The organism is Streptomyces sp. NPDC107550, assembly GCF_055639095.1.
Genome location: NZ_JBVKBC010000005.1, coordinates 156,129 through 177,485, shown reverse-complemented (window position 1 = coordinate 177,485; position 21,357 = coordinate 156,129). Strand labels below are relative to the sequence as shown.

The 21,357-nt window shown below is 70.2% G+C and carries 22 protein-coding genes and 2 tRNA genes; 7 read left to right on the top strand and 17 right to left on the bottom strand.

Annotated elements, in window-relative coordinates; translation table 11 throughout:
• Positions 1-79: 79 nt before the first annotated feature.
• Positions 80-164 (top strand) — tRNA-Ser (locus ACZ7LY_RS09865).
• A gap of 137 nt (positions 165-301) precedes the next feature.
• Here ACZ7LY_RS09865 and ACZ7LY_RS09860 read toward each other — a convergent pair.
• The 14 genes from ACZ7LY_RS09860 to ACZ7LY_RS09795 all read right to left on the bottom strand — a co-directional run bounded on the left by ACZ7LY_RS09860 (position 302) and on the right by ACZ7LY_RS09795 (position 12,458).
• Positions 302-1,711, bottom strand: coding sequence for a tyrosine-type recombinase/integrase (locus ACZ7LY_RS09860; protein ID WP_471624004.1), 1,410 nt, complete (start codon positions 1,709-1,711; stop codon positions 302-304).
• 67 nt (positions 1,712-1,778) lie between these two features.
• The gene (locus ACZ7LY_RS09855; RefSeq protein ID WP_471624003.1) at positions 1,779-1,967 is read right to left on the bottom strand and encodes a helix-turn-helix transcriptional regulator; all 189 of its coding nucleotides are present in this window, start codon (positions 1,965-1,967) and stop codon (positions 1,779-1,781) included.
• A gap of 453 nt (positions 1,968-2,420) precedes the next feature.
• A complete protein-coding gene (locus ACZ7LY_RS09850; protein ID WP_471624002.1) occupies positions 2,421-3,896 on the bottom strand; it encodes an ATP-binding protein in 1,476 nt (491 codons plus the stop codon).
• Between the two features lie 2 nt (positions 3,897-3,898).
• Positions 3,899-4,735, bottom strand: a complete 837-nt coding sequence (locus ACZ7LY_RS09845; RefSeq protein WP_471624001.1) for a bifunctional DNA primase/polymerase — start codon at positions 4,733-4,735, stop codon at positions 3,899-3,901.
• Positions 4,732-5,457, bottom strand: coding sequence for a DNA methylase (locus ACZ7LY_RS09840; protein ID WP_471624000.1), 726 nt, complete (start codon positions 5,455-5,457; stop codon positions 4,732-4,734). The genes ACZ7LY_RS09845 and ACZ7LY_RS09840 overlap by 4 nt, the downstream gene beginning before the upstream one ends.
• An 88-nt stretch (positions 5,458-5,545) precedes the next feature.
• Positions 5,546-5,995 (bottom strand): hypothetical protein, encoded by a 450-nt coding sequence (locus tag ACZ7LY_RS09835; protein WP_471623999.1) that lies wholly within the window; start codon positions 5,993-5,995, stop codon positions 5,546-5,548.
• 177 nt (positions 5,996-6,172) lie between these two features.
• Entirely contained in the window at positions 6,173-8,269 is a 2,097-nt protein-coding gene (traB, locus tag ACZ7LY_RS09830; protein WP_471623998.1) for a plasmid transfer protein TraB, read from the bottom strand.
• A 12-nt stretch (positions 8,270-8,281) separates the two neighbouring features.
• Positions 8,282-8,836, bottom strand: a complete 555-nt coding sequence (traA, locus tag ACZ7LY_RS09825; protein ID WP_471623997.1) for a plasmid transfer protein TraA — start codon at positions 8,834-8,836, stop codon at positions 8,282-8,284.
• Between the two features lie 17 nt (positions 8,837-8,853).
• On the bottom strand, positions 8,854-9,369 hold the full coding sequence (locus ACZ7LY_RS09820) for a hypothetical protein (protein ID WP_471623996.1): 516 nt from the start codon (positions 9,367-9,369) through the stop codon (positions 8,854-8,856).
• A 54-nt stretch (positions 9,370-9,423) separates the two neighbouring features.
• Positions 9,424-9,756 carry a hypothetical protein gene (locus ACZ7LY_RS09815; RefSeq protein ID WP_471623995.1) on the bottom strand — a complete coding sequence of 111 codons (333 nt, stop codon included), beginning with the start codon at positions 9,754-9,756 and terminating at the stop codon, positions 9,424-9,426.
• On the bottom strand, positions 9,753-10,661 hold the full coding sequence (locus tag ACZ7LY_RS09810) for an adenine nucleotide alpha hydrolase family protein (RefSeq protein WP_471623994.1): 909 nt from the start codon (positions 10,659-10,661) through the stop codon (positions 9,753-9,755). The genes ACZ7LY_RS09815 and ACZ7LY_RS09810 overlap by 4 nt, the downstream gene beginning before the upstream one ends.
• Positions 10,658-11,662, bottom strand: a complete 1,005-nt coding sequence (locus ACZ7LY_RS09805) for a DUF2637 domain-containing protein (protein ID WP_471623993.1) — start codon at positions 11,660-11,662, stop codon at positions 10,658-10,660. The genes ACZ7LY_RS09810 and ACZ7LY_RS09805 overlap by 4 nt, the downstream gene beginning before the upstream one ends.
• On the bottom strand, positions 11,659-12,192 hold the full coding sequence (locus ACZ7LY_RS09800) for a hypothetical protein (protein ID WP_471623992.1): 534 nt from the start codon (positions 12,190-12,192) through the stop codon (positions 11,659-11,661). Before ACZ7LY_RS09800 ends, ACZ7LY_RS09805 begins: the two co-directional genes overlap by 4 nt.
• Entirely contained in the window at positions 12,189-12,458 is a 270-nt protein-coding gene (locus tag ACZ7LY_RS09795) for a DUF6284 family protein (RefSeq protein WP_471623991.1), read from the bottom strand. The genes ACZ7LY_RS09800 and ACZ7LY_RS09795 overlap by 4 nt, the downstream gene beginning before the upstream one ends.
• Positions 12,459-13,134: 676 nt before the next feature.
• Between ACZ7LY_RS09795 and ACZ7LY_RS09790 the strand changes: the two genes are divergently transcribed.
• Both ACZ7LY_RS09790 and ACZ7LY_RS09785 read left to right on the top strand, forming a co-directional pair.
• Entirely contained in the window at positions 13,135-13,905 is a 771-nt protein-coding gene (locus ACZ7LY_RS09790) for a helix-turn-helix domain-containing protein (protein WP_471623990.1), read from the top strand.
• On the top strand, positions 13,902-14,375 hold the full coding sequence (locus tag ACZ7LY_RS09785; protein ID WP_471623989.1) for an NUDIX domain-containing protein: 474 nt from the start codon (positions 13,902-13,904) through the stop codon (positions 14,373-14,375). The genes ACZ7LY_RS09790 and ACZ7LY_RS09785 overlap by 4 nt, the downstream gene beginning before the upstream one ends.
• A gap of 15 nt (positions 14,376-14,390) precedes the next feature.
• On the opposite strand, the gene ACZ7LY_RS09780 is transcribed toward ACZ7LY_RS09785, so the two are convergent.
• The gene (locus tag ACZ7LY_RS09780) at positions 14,391-14,960 is read right to left on the bottom strand and encodes an HD domain-containing protein (protein WP_471623988.1); all 570 of its coding nucleotides are present in this window, start codon (positions 14,958-14,960) and stop codon (positions 14,391-14,393) included.
• Positions 14,961-14,970: 10 nt separating this feature from the next.
• A complete protein-coding gene (locus ACZ7LY_RS09775; protein ID WP_471623987.1) occupies positions 14,971-15,417 on the bottom strand; it encodes a GntR family transcriptional regulator in 447 nt (148 codons plus the stop codon).
• Positions 15,418-16,997: 1,580 nt separating this feature from the next.
• On the opposite strand from ACZ7LY_RS09775, the gene ACZ7LY_RS09770 reads away from it, so the two are divergent.
• A tRNA-Ser gene (locus tag ACZ7LY_RS09770) sits at positions 16,998-17,075 on the top strand.
• 93 nt (positions 17,076-17,168) lie between these two features.
• Here the strand turns inward: ACZ7LY_RS09770 and ACZ7LY_RS09765 are convergent.
• Complete coding sequence (locus tag ACZ7LY_RS09765) at positions 17,169-18,092, bottom strand: bifunctional DNA primase/polymerase (RefSeq protein WP_471623986.1); 924 nt, start codon at positions 18,090-18,092, stop codon at positions 17,169-17,171.
• Between the two features lie 379 nt (positions 18,093-18,471).
• Between ACZ7LY_RS09765 and ACZ7LY_RS09760 the strand changes: the two genes are divergently transcribed.
• The 3 genes from ACZ7LY_RS09760 (at position 18,472) to ACZ7LY_RS09750 (ending at position 21,356) form a co-directional block, all read left to right on the top strand.
• On the top strand, positions 18,472-18,783 hold the full coding sequence (locus ACZ7LY_RS09760) for a hypothetical protein (protein WP_471623985.1): 312 nt from the start codon (positions 18,472-18,474) through the stop codon (positions 18,781-18,783).
• A gap of 300 nt (positions 18,784-19,083) precedes the next feature.
• On the top strand, positions 19,084-20,292 hold the full coding sequence (locus ACZ7LY_RS09755; RefSeq protein ID WP_471623984.1) for an acyl-CoA dehydrogenase family protein: 1,209 nt from the start codon (positions 19,084-19,086) through the stop codon (positions 20,290-20,292).
• Positions 20,293-20,372: 80 nt separating this feature from the next.
• Positions 20,373-21,356 carry a bifunctional MaoC family dehydratase N-terminal/OB-fold nucleic acid binding domain-containing protein gene (locus tag ACZ7LY_RS09750; RefSeq protein WP_471624162.1) on the top strand — a complete coding sequence of 328 codons (984 nt, stop codon included), beginning with the start codon at positions 20,373-20,375 and terminating at the stop codon, positions 21,354-21,356.
• The last annotated feature ends 1 nt before the right edge of the window (position 21,357 follow it).

Genomic DNA, 21,357 nt, shown 5'->3' with positions numbered 1-21,357 from the left:
AAGGACAGGTCGCAGCGCCTGCCCCGCCAGCCGGTAGGCTGTAGCCGCCCGTTGCCCGGCGCGCCGCCGGGCGGGGCGGGGTGGGTTGCCCGAGCGGCCTAAGGGAACGGTCTTGAAAACCGTCGTGGCGCAAGTCACCGTGGGTTCAAATCCCACACCCACCGCATGCAGGTCAGCGAACTAGCTGGTCAGAGGGCGCGAATCCCGATGGGGTTCGCGCCCTTCTCGTTCACCTTGTCTCACCTTGAATCGGGCGTGTACCGCCTCTGACCAGTACGTGTGGGCCAGTCGTGGGCCAGGATCACCCGCTGTCCTCTGCCTCGAACGCCTTCTGAATCAGTCGGTTCGCGTGCTCTGAGGCGCCCTTGAGGATCTTGGCGTAGAAGCGGTAGAGGACGGCGACGCTGTGGCCGGCGCGGTAGGCGACTTCCACCGGGTCCACTCCGCTCTTGATCCAGAACGAGACCGCCGCGTGCCGTAGGCAGTAGGGCACCTCGGCCATGCCTGTCTTCGCCTCTTCCGGGCTCAGGGCTTTCTCGCGTGCCGCACTCCATACGTCGCAGTACTCGTTCGAGGTGACCCGCCCGTCACGGGCCGCCCGGAAGAGTCGTCCGTCATCAGCGACACCGAACTCGTTGATGTGGGCCCGGATCATGCGCACGTACGCCGGCGGCATCGGCACTGAGCGGACGGCGTTGCGGGCGCGGTGCTTGAGTCCGCGTTCGTCGTGCGACTTGCCGCCGTCTGTCCAGCCCGAACCCACCTCCGGGTGGCTCTCCGAGACGAGCACTTCGCCCCAGGCGTCGGGTTCGTCCTCGGGAGGAAGGATGAAGTCCTTCTTCCTGAGCGTCACCGCTTCCCCAGGCCGGGTGGCGACGTAGTAGATGCTCCCGAAGAACGCCAGCAAATGGCGTCCGCGTGGCCCTTCTTGTGCGACTGCATCGAGCAGTTTGCGAGCCAGCTTGGGACCCGGAACGTAGCGGAAATCCACCTCATCCGAGGAAGCGGGCGCGGACCAGTCGACGGCGAGGAACGGATGGCGGGTGAGCAAGGCGCGTTCTTCGACCGCGTAGCGAAAGGCGTTGCTCAGGACCATGCGCTTGCGGTTGGCGGTGTTCTCCGCAGCCTGCTTCCCGTTGAGCAGCTTCGAGAGGGCGGCGAAGGCGGCGCGGACGCGCTCGGGCTGAGCTGCCTCGTCGACCCTCAGCGAGTTCTTTGCGATCCAGTCGAGGGCGCGCTTGACCTCCTCCGGAACGTCTTCGACCTCGCAGCGGGCGACGTGCTCGCCGTCCTGGGTCAGCGCTGCACGGAACGCCCACTGGTAGAGGGCGGCGCGCAGGATCTTGGGGTCCGGGCGCCCCTTGTTCGTGCTGACGAACACCGGGGTCACGACCGCCAGGGATTCCGCGATGCTCGCCCGGTGCTTTGCTGCCGCTCCGGGCCACTTCATGACGGCGTACGCCTTGGCGTGGTCGAACCACGTGGGCATGGCGAGGGCGGCCAACTCCTTGGCGGGCAGGCCGGTCTCCACGTCGAACTGCTGCCCCTCCCGCAGAGCCGTCATCAGCTCCGACAGGCGCCCATCGGCCTGGGGCTTGAGTTTGTAGCTCTTGGAGTGCGGCTCTGTCCCGACCCGCCACCGCAGCTCCCACGGTTTCGGCCGGCCTGAGCGTTTCCGAATGGACCAAAAGACGACGTCGTACGTGAGCATGTCTCTCCAGGTGAAGCGGCGCCCGCCCCCGGCAGTCCGGTGGCGGGCGCCTGTACGCAGGGTGGACTCAGGCGGCGTTCTGCTCGCAGGACTCCCACCAGCGGTCCAGGTCGGAGCGGCTGACGCGCAGTTGACCGTTGGGGAGCTTGCGGAGGCGGGGGGCCTTGCCACGGGCGCGCATGCGGTAGAAGGCGGCGCGGCTCATCTGGATCTCTTCGAGGACTTCGGGGAGCTTGAGCATCTGGGGGCGGGCCACGTTCGACTCCTTCGGGTGTCGGGTGGGTGAGGGCTCGCGCGTGTCCGAACTGGGGATTTCTGCGTCATTGCGTCATCAGCGTCATGCAGGCTTGTGAGCTGCTGTTTTGCATGTCGCAGGGCTGTGGGTCTGCGTCATGCGTGCGTCATGGTCTGCGTCATCGGCGGGGTAGGCCATGACGCAGATGACGCGGGATGACGCAGGGATTTCCGTCTGCGTCATGCCTGTCTGTGCAGGTGGCGGGCCGTTTTCGGGGCGTTCATGACGCAGATGACGCAGGGTCTTCCCTCTTAGGAAAAAGAGAGGGGGTGTCTGTAGGTAGTGCGCCTGTTGAAGAGCGAAGAAGGAGCCGCTTCGCGGCGCGTCCTTCGAGCGGCGCCGAGGCGCCGAACAGCAAGAGGAGCACCCGGCGCGGCGATGCGTGCTCCTCTTGCCTTTTCGAGTGCGGGCGGGTCAGAACATGGGCTCGTGTTCCGGTGGCGGCGGGGGGCCGGGGCGGGCGATCTCGATGTAGCGGCCCTCAGCGGTGCGCCCGGAGTCGATGACGACACCGCGTGCGGCGAGGGTGGGCTGGATGCGCTTGAGACGGTCGGAGAGGACCTTGCCGGTGGTCGGCCACCCTTTGGGCAGGGGACGGAAGTCCTCGCCGCTGTAGAGGGCGCTGAGGTGCGCCAGCCACTCCGTGGACGTCCGGCGCTCGTAGGCGCCCGGCCCGATGCTCTCGGCGTGCTTGAGGACGGTCTGTGCGAGCAGGTCACCCTCGATCACGTCGTCGTTGAGGTCGTCCAGGCTGGCCCGGTACGCGGCGAGCGAGCCGAGGCCGGTCGCGGCGTCGAGCTGCGCGCACAGGTGCGCGAAGTCCGCCATGCGCAGGTCGGTCGGCGTCTCGGCCTCAGCGGCGCGGACGGTGACGGTGAGGTCCAGGAGCGAGCCGAGCACGACGGGCAGGATCTCGGCGTACTCCGCCCACAGCTCCGCCTCCGTGCGCCGGACCTTGGGCCGCTCCAGACGCAGCGGAAGGAGCCGTTCGGCAAGGTCGGGCCGGATGACTCCGACGTCGATCCCGGTCAGGAGCAGCGGGCGGCGGTAGCCGGTGCGGAACACGTCCCCGTCCGTGAACAGCGCCCGTTTGACGTCCTCGGCGCCGGTGACGATGCAGCACATCGCATCCGAGAGGTCCGGGCTCATGTGGGAGAGGTTGTCCAGTGCGGTGACCCACCCGGCGGCGACGGCCGCGATCAGGTTCGCTTCGTCTTTCGGGGCGCGGCGCAGGTCGCCGCTCATGCCCTCCACGATCCGCATGAGCATCCGCCCGCCCGTGGACTTGCCCGCGCCCTGGGGGCCGGTGAGGAACGGGGCGGGGACGGGCACGGAGGGGCCGAGGCAGCCGATCAGCCACGCGATGGCGAGGGATTCGGTGGCGGCGTTGGCGAAGTTGCACAGCCGCAGCAGCAGGTCGATGCCCTTGCCGTCCGTGTCCTTGGCCGGCAGGGGGAGTTCCCCGGTGAGCTGGGTGCGCTTCCAGCAGACCTCGCGCGGGTCGGGAACGGTGATCTCCCAGCCGGTGGGGTGGATGCGCACCGACTGTCCGTCGTCGCGGCCCAGGTCGAGCCAGGTCGCTCCGTCGAAGCCGGGCGCGACGCGGATGTGCACGGCCTGGGTGTCCTCCGTCAGCGCGAGCGCTTCGATCAAGTCCAGCGCTTCCTTGAGGGCGGTGCCGTTGAAGACGCCTACGCCTTCCCTGAACATGCCGACCATGAGTTCTTGGCGGTGGCTGCCGGTGGTGCCCTGCGAGCGGATCGGGCGGGCCACGGGGCGGCCGTTCTTCTGCGCGTAGACGGTGCCGTCCGGGGTGCGGAAGTAGCGGAAGTGCGTCTTGGCGTAGTCGGTGATGACCTCGCGGGCGGGGTTCTTGTCGTCGTCAGCCATGCTCACAGTCCCAACGTGGCGCGTGCGTTGTTCCAGGCATCGGTGCAGTGCCGTGCCGTCTCGCCCTTGGCCTGCGCGACCGTGAACAGCCGATCGACGTGGGTGTCGGTGAGGCAGCCGCAGCGACCGTGGCGGGACAGCACGGCGAGGAACGCGCGGTAGACGGTCGCGTGGACGCCGGCGGTCGCGGCGGTGATGGTCTGCTCGGCCATGGCGATACCGCGTTCCAGGAACACGGCCGTGCGGTGCGGGCACGGCCCGCCGCCGCTCCCGGCGGCCACCGCGCGGGCGGGCGTCACCGGCCGGGCGGCGGGCTTGTGCGCGGTGAGGGCGCGTACCGCGTCGGGGAGGGCGGTGAGGGTTCCGGTGCCGGGGCCGAGGTAGCGGGCGTAGGCCATGGCCGACTTGATGTCGACGCCGGGCCGTACCGCGTTGCGGGAGGTCATGGCGCCCCGGTAGATCCAGTGCTCGCCGCGCGTCGTCGCCACGGTCCGGGTCGCGGGCAGGGTGGCGCGGGCCCATGCGATGGCGTCGGCGTCGTCCAGGTCGACCACGGTCAGGCCGGCGCCGCCGGGGTGGTAGCCGACGCACACCGCCCGCCGCCACGCTCCCGCCCAAGCGGGCGAGTTGAGGACGGTCGGGTCGGTGGTGGCGGCGGCCCACGCGTGGCAGGGGCGCGGGCAGGTGCAGGGGCCGGGGGTTTTCATGTTCGGCCGGCCGCCGCACGCGTTGCCCGCACACGCGGGGCAGTTGCGGAACGGCACCTTCCCGGCCCGCAAGGGCAGCACGGGAATGCCGGAAGCGGCGAGGGGTGCGGCGGTGTGCAGGTGCTCGTTCATGCCGCCACCCCCAGCGTGCGGGAGGCGAGGAGGGCTTGGCCGATGTGCTGGGTGTAGGCGGGCGGGATGGCCTCGGTCAGTTCCTCGCGCACGTTCGTCCAGGTGATGCCGAGGGCGGCTTGCAGCTCGGGCACGGTGGGCTTGCCGCCGCCGTTGCCGTAGGCGGCGACGTAGGGGCCGTCGTAGAACTTGCCGTGGCGGTAGCCGCGTACGCGGCCCCGGTGCGGCACGTGCGCCGGCTGCGGGGTGGTCCAGGCGCCCAGCTCGAAGTTGCGGTGGCGGATGACGCCGAGGCCGAACATCTCGCCGCACAGGGTCAGATCCTTGCGGATCTCGGCCTGTCCGTTGGGCTGCTCGATGACGTAGGGCAGGCCCGTCGTGTCGAGAAGGGCTCGGGTGGGGGCCACGAGGTCTACGTGGGTGCCACCCCATCCCTGCGACCGGTTGGTGCCCACGGTCAGTGCGCACTTGTCCTGGCAGGGCGGGGAGGCGTGGACGGCCGTGTATCGCTCGATCTCGCCGGTGTCGATGAGGTGGGCGAGGTATTCGAGGGCGTCGCCCCGGTGCCAGGTGAAGGGGTAGTTGGGGCGGTGGGCGATGTCGCATCCGTGGACGGTGAACCCGGCGCGGACGTAGCCCATGGCGGCGCCGCCGGCGCAGGAGAACAGGTCAAGGAGTAACGGCCGGCTGCCGTCTCGCCGGATGAGGGCGGGTTGCGTCATGCTGGGGGTCTCCAGTTCGTCATCAGCGGGCTGGATGGCGAGGGCGGCCCCAGACTTTGCCGAGTTGAGGGGGCCGCCCTTGGCGTAGCTAGCCGTGGAAGTGATTGCGCTTGAAGACGGCCTTGCGAATGTTGACCGTGGTCCCGATCCCGCTGCGCGAGCCGCCGAGGATCTGCACGGCGATCCAGCCGCCGAAGAGGACGGCGGCGAGGGTGATGAGCTGGGTGATGAGCGCGGTGAGCGCGGCGATGAACGTGGTGAGCAGCAGCAGGCCGCCGCACACGGCGAGGAAGCCGGCGCCGCCGAGGGCGACGTTCACCGCTGCCCGGGACACGGCCGGCTTGGCGGCGGGCGGCTCGGGCTGGACGGGGTTGATGGCGTAGCCGGTGACGACCCGTCCATCGGGCAGGACGACGCTCTGTACGGTCGGCGCGGCTGCGGGCTGCGTGGGGATGAGCGGCGCCGGCGCGGGGTGCGGGGGGAGCGGCTGGGGGTGGTGGATTTCGATGGACGTGGCGGGTTGCTCGGGGTGGGCCATGGTGGCTCCCGGGAGATGGGTGCGCGCTCGCGCCCGGGTAGGGGCGCGAGCGCGCGGGGCGGGTGTCAGGGCGCTTGGGTGTGGGTGTCAGGCAGGGGCGTCACGCGTTGCTGACAGCGCGTGTGCCTAGGGTTTTGGGTGTCAGGCCGGTCTGACGGTGTCAGGCGGTGTCAGGTGTCAGGCGGCGAGCAGGGTGGGCTCGTGGTGGGGGATGATGCGCCACCGTCCGGTGGTGTTCGTCGGCTCCAGGCGGCCGTCCAGGGCGGCTTCCTTGAGCCGCTCGGAGACCCAGGGGCGGGAGAGGTTGTTGCGCTCGCACCAGTCCATGAAGTCCTTGGGGCCCACGATCATCTGCCCCTGGCTCTCGAACTCCGCGAGCGCGGCGACGAACAGGCGGCGGGCCTCTTCGGGGGAGGGCTTGCGGCCGGTGTCGGTGCCGAAGAGGGGCTGGTCGTCGCCGGGCTGGTCACCGGGCAGGTCGGCCTCGGGGTCGATGTGCTCGTCCTCGGGGTCGGTGAGCATCTCGTAGGTGTCGGCGCCCATGTCGTCTCCCTCCTGTCCCCAGGCTGCCTGGGGGAAGCCGGGGGCCGTGTGGCGGCCCGGGGCGTGTGTTGCGTCGGCGTCGGGCGCGGTGCGGCCGGTGTAGTGCTGGCCCGCGACGGCGCCGGCGGCGCCCGCGGTAACGGGGTCCGCGCTCGCACCGTTGGTCTGGGCCCAGGCGGCAAGTTGCTCCATGGCCGTCGTAGCGCGGTGGGTGAACTGCTGGGTGCGACCCGGTGAGGGGTAGCGGCTCTCATCGATGCCCGGGGAGACGAGGTAGCAGTATCCGGGCTTGCGGTTGCCCCAGGCGCCCGGGTGGGCGCCCTGGTCGATGACCGTGTCCGGCAGGACGAATCCTTCGTCGCGCGGGTCGCAGCCGAGCGCGATGACCGAGGGCAGGGAGGCGCGGGTGCTGGTGGACATTTGGTCGTAGGAGGGGCGCTGGAGCGAGACCACCAGGGAGATACCGGCGGAGCGGGCTTCCTGGGCGATGCCGGTGAAGGCGTCGTCGCCCAGGGCCCGCAGGGTGTTGGCGGCTTCCTCCATCCAGGCCACCAGGAACGGCATGCCGGGGCAGCCGCACGCCTTGCCGTCCGTGCGGCAGGTGTGCGCGGGGTCGTTCTGCGCCTGCGCTGCTTGCGGGGCCCACTGGCGGTAGCCGTGCTGGCCCAGCCACTTCGTCCGCTGTGGGATCGCCGTCTCTACGGCCTTGATCATGATTTCGGTGGCGGTGCCGCCCTCGACGGCCCAGTCCAGGGCGGGGCGCAGTGGGCCGAAGTCCTGGAACATCTTGGGGTCGGACATCCACACGATGACGTCGCGGCGCGAGACGACTTCGGTCAGCAGGTTCAGGGCCGCATCGCCCTTGCCGGAACCGGACTGGCCGGCCACCAGGACGTGGGTGCTGTTGCGGCCCGCGTCGGGGTCGCCGGGCAGCCACAGCAGCAGCGGCGCCCCATCGTCGTAGCGGCCGATGACCAGGGGATCGGCAATGGAGCCGCCGAGGGCGGAGGGCCCTTGCCACTCGACGGGCTGGGCCAGCATGTCCTCGGGGACGATGACCAGCTCGCCGCGCCGCTCAGAGTCGGGGTGGGGCAGGTAGCGCACGGCCCGGGAGGGCAGGTCGGTGGCGGAGGCGAGCAGCTTGAGGGCCTTGGCCACGTCCTCGTTGGTCTGCTCGCCGGCGGCCAGGGTGAGGGGTGCGGTGACCCGGTTGGGCTCCACCTTCGCGGCACCGATCTGCGCGCGGGCAAGCCCGATCTTCTCCATCAGGCCCGCGTCACCGCTGGAGGCGTGGCCCTCGGGGTTGTGCCGCATCAACTGGCGTACGTTCCACGACAGGGCGACCGCCGGGCCGCCCATCAGGTACAGGTCGTCCAGCGGGCCGGCGCTCGGCCCTGCCAGGCAGGCGGCGGTGAGCCAGGCGGAGCCGAGGGCGGTGGTGATGGCCGAGTGGACGCGCCGCTGTTTGCTGGTCGTCTTCCCGATCAGGTACGCCCCGCCGGTCACGGCGACCGAGGTGAGGGTGAGCCCGGTGGCGGCGGGCACGCTGTCGGCCCACTTCAGGTGACCCAGCACGCCGGCCAGACCGAGTCCGCCCAGGCCCAGCCACGGCGGGATGTGGGGCTTAGCCCGGTGCAGCAGGTAGTTGCCCACCCCGCCGCCGTTCGAGCCGCCCTGGAGCTGTGCTTCCAGCAGTTCAGCGAGTTGCTGCTGTGCGTCACGCTCGGCCATCTCTCCTCCTCCTTACTGCTGGGCCCAGTCCATGCGCGGCCCCTGGGGGCGGCGGGCACGGTGGCGGACGCGGTTGATCTCTTCCTCGTACTGCTGCTGGAAGGTGGCGTAGCAGGCGGCGGCGTTCTTGGCCGCGCCGACCAGCGCGTCACCGGACTTGCGGAGCTTGCGCGCCACCTTGTTCGCCCGCACCCGCGACCCGCCGAGGCGGCCCTCGGGGTCGGGCACGGTGGACAGCACGGCCTTCATGATCTCGGCGGCCATGGCGACTTCCAGCGACAGCGAAACCGCCGTGGCGCGCAGGTGGTTGCAGTAATTGCGGATCTGCGCAGGCGAGTTGAACTCGGGGGCGGGCAGCGAGGCCGACGAGCCCCCGCCGGCCCCGGAGCCGAAGCCCCCACCGTGGGCGGCGCCGCCCGCGTTGATGTTGATGTTCAAGCCGGGGGAGAACGTGGCCCCGAACTTCTTCGAGTTGACCTTGCTCTGGGTGCCGTTGGCCCCGGCGCGAGGGCGGGTGGCGGCGCGGGAGCCCGTGCCGGCGGTGTTCCAGGAACGAGTCTGTGCCATGACTGCTTCTCCTCAGGTCAGCGAGCGTGCTGGACGATGAGCCAGCCGGTCTGGGCGAGCACCCACAGCAGCAGCCACAGCAGGCCGAGCGGGCCCGCGAGCAGGCCGAAGGCGGCGGCCAGCGCGACCCACGCCAGAGCGGCGGTGACCAGCAGCGCGAGCCCGATCCGCCAGACGAGCACGGACCGCTCCGGGGCGGGACGGCGGCGCTGCATGAGCAGCAGCCACACCAGCGGACCGGCCGCCAGCGGCGCCAGCACCAGCCCGGACCACCAGGCCACGGCGTGCAGTACGACGGTGAGGGGGAGCGCGGCCACGGCGGCGAACGAGGGGCTCAGGTCCCGGCGGTGGCGCCAGACGGCGCGCCCCGTGGCGGCGGCAAGCCGCTGCTTCCACGAGTGGCCGTGCGCGGGAACGACGACGACGAACGGCTGCCCGGCACGGCCGGAACGGCGCTGGCGGGGCAGCTTGATGACGGTGGCCCCGGCGGGCACCTTCGCGGTGCGCGCACGGGAAGAGGTACGGGACGACACAGCGAAACTCCCAGGTGAGTGAGGGAAGTTGCCGAAGAGAACCGGACGGTGCCGCTAGAGGTCGAACAGGCTGCCCTGTCCGTCCAGGACGGCGGGGGTGTTGCGCCGGGCGGTGCGGGCGGCGCCGGCGTGGCAGTCGGGGCACCAGGCCCGCAGGTCGTACGGGGGCAGGCCGGCCGCCGTGACGGTGGAGACGAGCGGGTCGGCGGGCGCCGCGATGAGGCGGACCCGGCGGCCGTGCTTGCTGGTGTAGTGGTCGTGCTCGCGCGGGCAGCGGCCCTTGGCCTTGGCGTGAGCGTTGCCGCACTGGCCGGTGCACTGGCAGCGGTGGCCGGCGGCCTCCATGACCGGTCGCCATACGTCTTGAGCGGCGAGTGGTTCGCTCATGCCGCCACCCCCGCGCGTGCGTCGGGGTCTTCGCCTCGGCAGGTCCAGGGCGAACACCCGGACGGCTCGTCCTCGTCGGCCAGCAGGTCGAGCAGGGAGCCCTGCCGCTGGCCCCATTCGTGCGCGGTGACCTTGTCGATCGGTGCCTGGTCCAGCGGCAGGCACGAGCGGTGCAGGTACGCCTGCCCCAGCAGCGGCGAGCCGGTGGCCGTGCCGCGCACGTTGCCCGCCCGGATCGCGTGGTCGAACGCGACCGCATCCGCCCACTCCTCGGGCTGGTGGTCGCGCATGTGACGCCACTGCGCGTTGGAGTGGAACGGGCAACCGATACACGCCGACTTCGGCGTGGACTGCCAGCCGTGGCGGGCCAGGAACCGCAGGCAGTCGGTGCGCTCCCAGCCCAGCTCCAGCAGCGGGTGCCGGTTGACTGCGTAGCGGATGCCGGAGTCCTTGGCCCGGGTGAACTCATCCCGGCTGATCCCGACCCACTGCTCGGCAAACACCCCGGCGGGCAGGCGGCGCGAGCCCGGATACCCGAGCAGAGCCCGTACCTTCCGTTTGATCTTCTTCAGCTTGTACTCGTCGGTGCACTGGCGGCGGATCATCCCGACCGTGCCGTCCGGGTTGCGGACGAACAACGGCATGGACGCAAACCGGTGGGCAGGATTCAGCGCGTCGGCGCGGATGTTCCCGCCACCGGTACGGATGATCGGAATACCGGCAGGCTGGGCAACCTCCCGCTCCAGCCGGTCGAGGTGGCGGTAGACCGTCTGGGGCTCCCAGCCGGTATCGGCGAAGATCGCCGCATCCAAGCGCGGCAACCTGCCCTGCGCCGCGAGCAGCAGCAGCGCAGTTGACTGCACGCCCGCCCCCAACGACAGCACACGCATCCTGGGCTCGCTCATGAGACCACCGCCAGACCGCGTCCCGAATCGTCGGCACCGCGCAGTTCGGCGTACCGGCTGGAGACCCAGCCGACCGACCAGCCGCACAGTTCCGCCGCCTGCCGCACGGACAGGGTGGCCGTGAAGGCGGCGGCCACGATGCGACGCGCCTCGTCCTCGGGCATCTTGTCCTCGGCGGGGCCCCGGCTCAGGAGTGCGGCGCGTTCACGCTCGGCCTGCTCCGCTCGTTCACGGCGTTCACGCTCCGCTGCTGCGGCGCGGGCGCGGCGCTCGGCTTCCGCGCGCTGGCGGGCCTGCTGTTCACGCTCGCGGGCCTCGCGTTCATGATGTTCACGCTCGCGTTCACGGCGTTCACGCGCCTCGCGCTCCGCCGCTTCCGCGCGCTCGCGGGCTTCGCGTTCCTCACGCAGTCGGCGCTCCTCCCGCTCGGCCTGTTCACGGGCCAAGCAGGCTTCGTGCTCGCGCTGTTCACGCGCCAGGGCGGCGGCGTGCTCGCGCTCCTCGCGGGCCTCGGCGCGGGCCCGCTCCTCACGCTCCCGGGCCGCCTCAAGGGCCTTCTCCCGTTCGGCTTTACGCTCGGCGTCCTGGGCGGCCACGGCGGCGGTGATGGCCCGCCGATAGGCCAGGCTCGTCTCTGCGGTGACGATGAGCAGGAGCGGCGCCACCGAGTGAACAGCCACACCGACCAGGTCTTTCCTCAGCGCGGAGTCGGCGGTGTTCAGGGCCAGGGTCATCAGGCCGGTCATCCAGCGCAGGGCCAGCGGCCAACGGCCACCGTTCCCGCCCAGGCGGGCCAGCACGTCATCGAGCTTGACCACGATGACGACCGCCGCGTCCACGACGAGCGGCAGGATCGGCGCCGTCCACCCCCACGCGCGGGCCGTGTGGTCGGCCATGAGCGGGGTGACGGTGAGGATCGAGTAGAGCATCGCCCCGCACACGATCAGCCACGTGCCGGCCGACAGGGCACGCTCCGCTGAACGGGTCTGAACACTGTTCACGCGGCACCCCCCAGCTCCCGGCCGGCAGCCGGGCGGGAACGGTAGAACGCGTTGGTCGCCGCGTTGTACGTGAACGCCTCGCAGCGCCACTTGAACGCCTGCGCCGGGTGGTCACCGCACGGCTTCCACACGTGGTCCGCCGGAAAACCGTGGGTGGCGGTGTCGGCGTGCGCGTCCTCGCGGGAGGCGTAGACGGCGTAGGGCTCGCCGTAGTGCAGCAGCACCGTCACCGTCTCGCCCTCACGCGGACCCCGGCTCAGTTCGCCCTTCAACCGGCGCATCTCGAACGTCTTCAGCAGAAGCTCCTGCTGTGCGACGGACAGTTCCTTCACCGCGTTGGACAGGAGTCCACCGAGCTGGGCGGCTGTGGCCTCTGCCCGCTCGGCGCGCTCGGTCGCGGCGGCCAGAGCGACCGCGCGCCGGGCGAGCGCGGTGTCCGCTGCCTGGGTGGTCTGGCGGGCCCGGTCGAACGCGGCGGCGGTGTCGGCCTCCAGGCGGGCGAGCCGCTTCCTGGTGACGATCCGGATCATGCCGCGTCCCCCGCCTGGCCGACGCGGCCGTTGAACTGGTCGCGGTGGGCGGCCAGCACCCGGCGGCGGGCCCGGCGGACGCGCCGCTCGTCCAGCTCGGCCGGCGTGCGGTCGATAACGACGATCTGCGCGTCCAGCAGGTCCATCTCCGCGCGGATGGCGGGCATCTCCCGCTCGATGGCGTCCAGCTCCGCGTCGGTGGGCTCCATGAAGTCGAAGCACTCGGACGCGGTAACGGCGTCCTGAACAGTAACGATGTGGTCCATGGGTCGTGTTCTCCCTAGCAGGTGGCAACGGCCCGAACAGCGGCCCCGGTGTTCCAGCACCGGGGCCGCGCGCCGTTGAAGTCGGTAGATCCGGCTCCCCGCGCTCCCGCCCGTACGTCCTCACGCTGTGCGCGGGACGGACGGGCGGGAGAGGCAGCCGGGCGCGGCGAGCGCCGCGCACCTGGACGGACCGAACATGGACGGCGCCGCCGGCCGGTCCCTACCGGCGGCGCCCTGGTAGTCGTCGGTACACACCGACCTCCCGCATTCGCAGGGACATGGGACGCGGCTCCATGCCGCGCGGGTCCGCCTTTTCGACTCGGGGAGGCGGGGCCCACCTATTCAGTTCTCAAGCGACGAACACTCCCGGCAGGCGCGGTAACCCCGGGGGCTCCCGTTCGTGGGAACGGGACCTGACGGCGTGTTCTTGCAGGTCAAGCAAGCGGTCCCGCGATGCGGTACCTGTATTACTTGTTCTCCATCATGGGGTGGAGGATTCGCGGCGTCAACCCCTTCGGGAAGTTCGGTCGCGCGTCGCTCCGTCGTGCTGTCCACAACCCTCGCGCGATCAGGCGAGACGTCGGACGCACGTCCCGGACGAGTCCTGTACGACTTGAGCCGTCCCCGGGTAGCGTGAAGTCGTCCCAACTCGTCCCAGTCGGGGGAGGATGAGCACATGGCGAATGAGCGCCTGCGGGGAGCGATCACCGAAGCCGGTCTGACGATCGAGCAGGTTGCAACACGGATCGGCGTGGACCCCAAGACAGTCGAGCGCTGGATCAACATGCCGCGCCGTAAGCCGTATCGGCGCTTTCAGTACGCCATCGCGTCGTTGTTGCAGCAGGACGTCTCGTACCTGTGGCCGGATGAGGCGACGTCAGCGGAGGTAGCGGAGACGGGTAATGCCGAATTGGTGAAGCTCTACCCGCACCGATCCGTCGTACCGAACGCGACGTGGCCCAAGCTGTACGCGAAGGCGACCCACCATTTCGACGTGCTCGTCTACTCGGGCTTCTGGCTCACGGAGGACGCGGCGTTTCATCGCATAGTGAAAGAAAAGGCTGCTGCCGGCGTGCCTGTCCGGTTCCTGCTCGGCGACCCGGACTGTGAAGCTGTCGCGCAACGTGGAGAGGATGAAGGGATCGGCGCCGCCATGGGGCTGAAAATTCGTAACGCCCTTCTCAACTACGCCGGGTTCTTTGGGCTTCCGGGCGTGGAGTTCAGGCTGCACTCGACCGTTCTCTACAACTCACTGTATCGCGCGGATGACGAGATGCTGGCCAATGGCCACCTCTACGGCGTGGGTGCCTACATGGCCCCTGTGCTGCACATCCAGCGCATCCCCGGGGGTGAGCTTTTCGACTCCTACGCGGAGAGTTTCGAGCGCGTCTGGGACTCGGCCCGACGCATCACATCACCCACTGACCTCGGAGGGCCAGCCTCATGAGTCGCATCGACTACTACAACGACCCGAACGCTCCGCAGGCAAACTCGGTGATTCCGTCGGTGACTGCGGTCGTCGTCAACCCCTCGGGTGAGTTGCTGATGATTCACCGGACTGATAACGATCTGTGGGCCATTCCGGGCGGCGGTCACGACGTAGGAGAGAGCATCGCGGAAACCGTTGTTCGTGAGGTGGAGGAAGAGACCGGCATCAAGGTCGTCGTGCAGGACGTCGTGGGGCTGTACACGAACCCGCGTCACGTCATGGAGTACGACGACGGTGAAGTCCGCCAGCAGTTCTCGATCTGCTTCCGGGCCCGACCGGTCGGGGGAGAACTCAGGACAAGCTCAGAGTCCAAAGAGGTCCGTTGGGTGCCGCCGGCCGACCTCGCCGCGCTCAACATCCACCCGTCCATTCGGCTTCGGATCGAGCACGGCTTGGACGCTACTCAGACCCAGCCCTATATCGGCTAGGGGTGCTGGCTGGAGTCACCTGACCGGGCGGCTTTCGGCGTGCTCAAGACGAGAAAGGACCCGACCGGACGCGGCATGGATCTCGGGTGCCGCCCGTTGAATGAACCGCCCGACGATGGTGTCGGGGCCGTAGCGGTTCACGATCTCCTGCACGCGAGCGTGTGAGTCCGTGGGGGTGCCGTCCGGCGTGGTCGTCATGTCGCAGTACACAAGAGCGTCCACCAACTCGGGACGCTCCAACGCGAACTCCTCTTCCAACTCCCCGCGTAGCCCGCGCTCCTCGGCCTCCAGGAGTGCGCAGGAGTGGTGAGCGACGAGGTTCACGACCCGCTCATCCGCGTGTTCGGTCTGCCTGAGAAACCGGGCCCCGTCGAGCGGATGGAAGCCGGTTTGCACCAGGGCCGGCGCATAGCCGATGTCGTGCAGGATCGCGGCGGCCTCCATCACCTCCGCATCGGTTTCCGACAGGATCGGGCGGAGCTCCCGAGCGCGACGCGCCACACCTTGGACGTGAGCCCATCGACGGGGCAGGGCCTCCGCCAAGACGGACTCGGACAGGTCGTATGCCCAGCTCGTCAGAGACATGCGATTCACCTTAGGAGTCAGAGCGAACGGGCGGGAGGGCGCGTACCACCCGGGGCTTGCCCGGCTGCGACTCCAGGAATCCGCGCCCTTGAAGCTGGGCGAGAGCGTCCCGCAGTGCCACCCGAGAGACACCGAAGCGCTCGCAGAGCTTCGCTTCCGAGAGGAAGGGCCCGCCCACGGTCGCCTCGGCGCGCATCATGTCCTCGATGCGTTCGACGAGCGACCGCCGGTCGGTTCCCGGCGTCGCGCGTCGCCAGCCGGCACCGTGCTGGGCCTCGATCAGCCCCTCGTCCTTGAGGGTGCGCAGAGCGCGGCGGATCGTGCCACGGGAGACGTTGTACTGCGCGATCAGCTCGTTCTCGGACGGGAGCCGCTCCGGCGCGCTTTCCTCATTCAGGGTGGTGCGCAAGGCGTCAGCGATCACCATGTACGTGCCGCGCGGGCTCGGATCGGCCACTCTTCCCCCTCGTCTTCGAAGCTCCATCTGCAAGGTTGCCACAGGCCAACTGCCAGGAGCTCTCGCTGTAACAGCTGCGCAGTCGCGGGGTACACAGTCGCCAACCGCTAGGCGACCGAGGACGAGCGACGATCCAGCACCCTAGGACGTCACCGCTGCTTTGGGCGGCCTTGCGTCAAGTCTTCAAGCAGCGTCAGCGTGCTGGTTCTATCGACTGACCTTCCCACTCAGCGCTGGGAGCGCGGAGAGACGAGGCAGGGCAGGCAGCGAGGCCGAGCCAGATGGGCCGGAAGCCCATGTGGTGCTATTCCTTCAGCTCCCTCAGCAGTGTCACGAGGGGGAGCCGCCGCCCGAGCCAGGGATCGCCTGCGAATCGGAAGGTCGCCCCTTTGTCAGTGGGAGCCGGTACGCTACGGCCGCTGTTCGCGGAAGGTTCGTATCCAGGCGTGACCGTGGATGGGGATTCCCGACAAAATCCGACCAAATCGCAGCCGTTCAGGTGTGCGGGTCGTCACTCACATGGTGTGATGTGCCGCACAGGTGGAATTGTGATTTCGTTCCCAAATCCCCAGTGAGCTGCGCCCTTCTCGGTGCCCTGGGCGTAACGCCGCAGATCAACATGCGAACCCCTGCTACACAAGAGCCGGCGGACAAGGCAAGATGGGGAACATTGCCGCGCCGGTACGTGATCAGGGTCACATTTTCCGGGCTTTGCTTGCTCTACGTCGCGGTAACCGCATCCGGACATGGGAAAGGCCCCGCCTGTCGCCCGCGAAGCTACAAGGCAGGGCCCTTCTTCAGCACACCGTCTGCAGCGACGCCCCGACCTTTAGGTCGGGGCTCTTCGCGTTAGAAGGGCCAGTGATCTCGCGCGATCTTGTAGATCGTGTAGACCGGCCCCAGCCAGCGCGTCACTTTGTATGCGTGGTCGCGCCTGCTGCAGCAGCGGCAGTGCCCCTCAGGCTGGTCAGCCATCGGGATCCACCCCTTTCTGGGCCCATGACCATCATGGACTCCCGGGAGGCGCACGAGGGAGCGCGGACCCTAGGGGGTGCATTGTTAGGCGGTACCCTACCCGGGCCCAAGGGCCCTCCGGCGCCTGCCGGCTGTAGCCCTGAGGAGCGCTTCGAAGGCACTGCGTGCCGCGCAGGTGCTAGCCACCCCTGTTCGCCACCCCACCCGGGTGGCACTCAACGCCCCGACCAGCGTGAACCTTTGATGGCGTGTTTGGTACGCCGTGCCAGCCCCTTTCGTGCAAGAGGTGTAAATCACACACGGGGTGCGCAGTGGCCTACGTATGAAGAAGTGCCGTCGAAGCGCCCAGGTCTGAGGGTTTGCAGCGGACGCGACTGCCATCCCTTACGTCACAGCGGGACAGCCACCCGTGAAAGGGAGGCAGCCCGCTTCGCCCCCGTGGGTGGCGTCGATAGCGGCTCGCATGAGCTGGGGGCACCAACTACCGGTACGACTATGTCGTTCCGGCAGGCCCCTTGGCGGACGCGTTCCAGGGCCGATCCCTGACCTCGTGGGCCACACACGGGCCAGAGCGCCGACTGAAAGGGCCCGCACTACGCCTGAGCTGGGCGAACAACCTGTTCGCCCGTCGGTCTTGAAAACCGTCGTGGCGCAAGTCACCGTGGGTTCAAATCCCACACCCACCGCACCTCTCGAAGGCCCCTGACCAGGAACATCGGTCGGGGGCCTTCGGCGTGCTCGCCGGTCGTCCACGTGGAAGCAGGGTGGGCCGTTCTTCACTGGCCTGCCGTCAAGCGGGCCGCCGAGGCGATTGCCGTGCGGGCCTCTCGGGCGGTGAGGCCCGTCTGGAGGGCCGCTGTGGTGAGGGCGTCGGCGAGGACGTCGCCCAGGCCGCTCTCGTAGGCGCGGCAGGCCGCCCAGAAGAGGCGCGTGTTGCGCTGGCCCTCGTGCGCGGAGAGGACGAACTGCACCAGGCCCGCGCCGTGGTGCGCGGGGCGCCCGCCGGCCGGGTGGGGCGTGCGCGCGGGGGGCGTGAGCAGCCGCAGGAGCGCCGGGGGGCAGGGCGCGGGCGCGAGGTGGCCGGTGCCGGGGACCAGGGTGTAGACGCCGTGCTCGGTGCGGGAGCCGGGGCCGACGAGGTAGCCGCCGGCGCCGCGGATGTCGATGCCGGGGGCGAGGCGGCTCGCGGAATTGGGCACCACGACGTGCGGCGATCCCGTCAGCCACAGGTGCCGGCCGCCGCTCGGCGTGGCGACGACCACGGTGTCGGGGATCGTGAAGAGGTGCCGTAAGGCCAGTTCGCGCAGGGCGGCGGAGGCGTCCGTACCCGGCTTGGTGTCGAGGTCGACGCCGATGAGGTGGTACGGGGGCAGGCCGCAGGCGATGCCGTACCCGGTCGCCCTCGGCGCTGCCGCGAACAGCGCGCGCACGCGACGCGGGTCGCTCGACGCGTCGTACACGCCGTGCCCGGGCAGCCCGCACTCCCCGTGGCAGCGCGGCGCCCACGGCGGGTCGTCGCGGTGCGGCGAGGGCAGGGCGGGCAGCTTGCGGCGGGTGAGGGGGATGACGGCGAGGCCGCGTTCGGCGGCGGTCAGGGCGTGCGCGAGGGCCAGGGCCGCCGGCGACGCGGGCGAGGCGGCGGAGGGGCCCGCCGGGCGGGGCGGCCCGTAGGAGGACGGGTGTCGGTCGGTGGTGGCCATGGGCTTATTTTCGTACGAGTGTTCGATAGAGGGAAGGGGTGGGGAGGGCAGGGTACGCCGAGCGCGGATTTACCGACTATGTGCCGAAACGCTTCCCCTCGTGGGGGGACCGGGATCCGGGTCATGAGGGGCGGCGCGTTCGGGATGAGCTGGGGTTTTGTGGGTGCGAAGCACGTTTATCGACATGTCCTCACGCTTGCGAGCGAATAGGGGCTTCCGGGGTGGTTCGCCGGGGTCGGCGTGGGCAACTCTGGTCGTGCGACGTCGTGAACATCGCCGAGGCGGTCGGCCAACTGCCTTGGGGCAACCCGTACTTCCCGTACCACCCGGGCCCGGACCCGTCCGTCACCCGGCGCGTACCACTTCTGGAGGAATAGACATGGCTTCCATCCGTACCGCCCGCGCCCTCGCCGCCGTCGCCGCGCTGCCCCTCGCGGCGGCCCTGTTCTCCGGGGTCGCGGTGGCCGACAACGGCGCGTTCGCGGGCCACGGATCGAACGCTGGCGTGGCGACCGTCAGCGGCAGCGGGGTCGGGCACAACAACAGCGGCAACTCGTCCACCACGCAGCAGCAGGCGGTCGGCAACGGCGCCTCGAACCAGAGCAATACCGCCCAGGTGAACGGTTCGGCGTTCACGGCGATCCAGCAGGGCAACTCGAACGTCGCCGTGCGCTTCTCCCCGCTCTGGTAGCCCCGGCGCTCCCGCTCCGCGGGGGTCGTCAGTGGGGTGCGTGACAGTCGCGCGGCGGTGCTTCGGCGCCGCCGCGTCGGCGTTTCGGGGGCGGGTCGGCGCGGGTGGGCGCGGGGCGCGTCCGCGCGGGGTGGGTCGGCGCGGGTGGGCGCGGGGCGCGTCCGCGCGGGGCGTGCGATCAGCGGCGTGCGACCGGTGGCGGGATCGGGCGGGCGCGTGATCTCTTGACAGCCAGGCGTATCTGACGGACAGTCAGTAACCTTGTCGCTCCGAGGTCAGACCCCCGGGAGGGCCGCCGCCGTGCACCTCGCTCCCACCGAACGCCAGCGAGAACTACGCGCCGAACTGCGGGCCCGTTTCGCCGCGCTGATGCCGGACGGGCCGCCCGCCGCCGACGACCCCGCCGCCCAGCGCCGTGTGCTGCGCCGGCTGGGCGAGGAGGGCCTGCTCGGGCTCGGCTGGCCCGTCGAGTACGGCGGTCAGGGGCGCGGCGCCGACGAGCAGTTCGTCTTCTTCGACGAGGCGTACCGCGCGGGCGCACCCGTCTCCATGGTCACGCTGAACACCGTGGGTCCCACCCTCATGAAGTACGGCACCGAGGAGCAGAAGGCCCGCTTCCTGCCGCGCATCCTCAGCGGCGACCTCATCTTCGCCATCGGCTACAGCGAGCCGTCCGCCGGCACCGATCTCGCGTCGCTGCGTACGCGCGCGGTGCGCGACACGGCCACCGGCGACTGGCTCGTCGACGGGCAGAAGATCTTCACGTCGAACGCCCAGAACGCCGACTGGATCTGGCTCGCCTGCCGCACCGACCCGGACGCGCCCAAGCACCGCGGCATCTCGATCATCCTCGTCCCGACGGACGCGCCCGGCTTCTCCTGGACGCCCATCGAGACCGTCGGCGGCCTCACCACGACCGCCACCTACTACGACCGCGTCCGCGTGCCCGCCGCGCACCTCGTCGGCGAGGAGAACGGCGGCTGGGGCCTGATCACCAACCAGCTCAACCACGAACGGGTCGCGCTCGCCGCGATCGGCATGCAGGCCGAGGATTTCTACGAGGCCGCTCTCACCGCCGCTCGTACACCCGATCCAGTGACGAACGAGCGCCGCATTGACTCGACTTGGGTCCGTTCCCAACTGGCCGAGGCGCATGCCCGGCTGGCGGCATCGCGCCTGCTCAACTGGCGTTTGGTGGGGGACGTGGGGGCGGGTTCGCTGGCCCCGGGGGACGCCAGCGGGGTGAAGTTCGCGGGAACGGAATCCGCGATCGAGACGTATCGACTGTGTCAGCACATCACGGGCGACACCGGCTGGATCAGGGCCGGATCGCCGGGGGCGTTCGGGGGAGCGGACGGAGTCGGGGGGACGGGGATCGCCGTGGGGAGCGGGGAGTTGGAGCGGATGAATCGCGCGGCCCAGATCAACACGTTCGGGGGCGGCGTGAGCGAGGTCCAGCGGGAGATCGTCGCGCAGATGCGGCTGGGGATGAAGCGGGGGAAGCGGTGACGGGGGTGGAGCGGGTGCGGGCCGAGGCGGACGGGCGGGCACGGGCGGATGCGGGAGCGCGGGCCGAGTCGGATGTACAGGTGCGGGCGGGGCTGGACGCGGATGCGCTGAAGGCGTTCGAGGGGCGGGTCGCGGCGGCGGGCGGCACCGGGAAGGACCCGGTGAACCTGCCGATGATCCGGCACTGGTGCGAGGCCATGGGCGACACGAACCCGGCGTACGCGGGGCCGGACGCGATAGCGCCGCCGACCATGTTGCAGGCGTGGACGATGGGCGGGCTGTCCGGGTACGAGGGGCGCTCCCCGGCCCACGACGAGTTGTTCGCGCTCCTGGACGGCGCGGGCTGCACGTCGGTCGTCGCCACGGACTGCGAGCAGGAGTACGTACGTGCGCTGCGGCCCGGGCAGGCCATCACGTACGACTCCGTGATCGAGTCCGTGTCGCCGCTGAAGACGACGAAGCTCGGCGCAGGGCACTTCGTGACGACACGGATGGACGTCTACGGGGACGGGGAGTTGGCGGGCCGCCATCGGTTCCGCATCCTGAAGTACGCGCCTGCTCGGCGAGCGGAGTCGGGGGCGGGTTCTGGGGCCGGGGTCGGGGTCGGGGCGGGGCGGGGGCCCGGGGCGGAGCGCGGGGCCGAGTCGGGGGCGAAGGCGTTGCGGCCGCGTCCCGTGATCAATAGGGACAACGCCGGATTCTGGGACGGGGTCGCCGAGCACCGGCTGCTCATCCAGCGCTGCACGACCTGCGCCACGCTGCGTTTCCCCTGGCTGCCCGGGTGCAACGCGTGCGGTGGCCAGGAGTGGGACACCGTCGAGGCGAGCGGCGAGGGCACGGTCTTCAGTTACGTGGTGATGCACCACCCGCCTTTCCCCGCGTTCGACCCGCCCTACGCGGTGGGCCTGATCGAGCTGGCGGAAGGCGTCCGCGTCCTCAGCAACGTGGTGGGGGTGCCCTGCGACGAGGTCCGTATCGGGATGCCCGTACGGCTCGAATTCCTGCGGGCGGACGCTGAGTTGGAGCTGCCGGTGTTTCGCGCGGTCGAGAGGGAGGGGGCCTGAC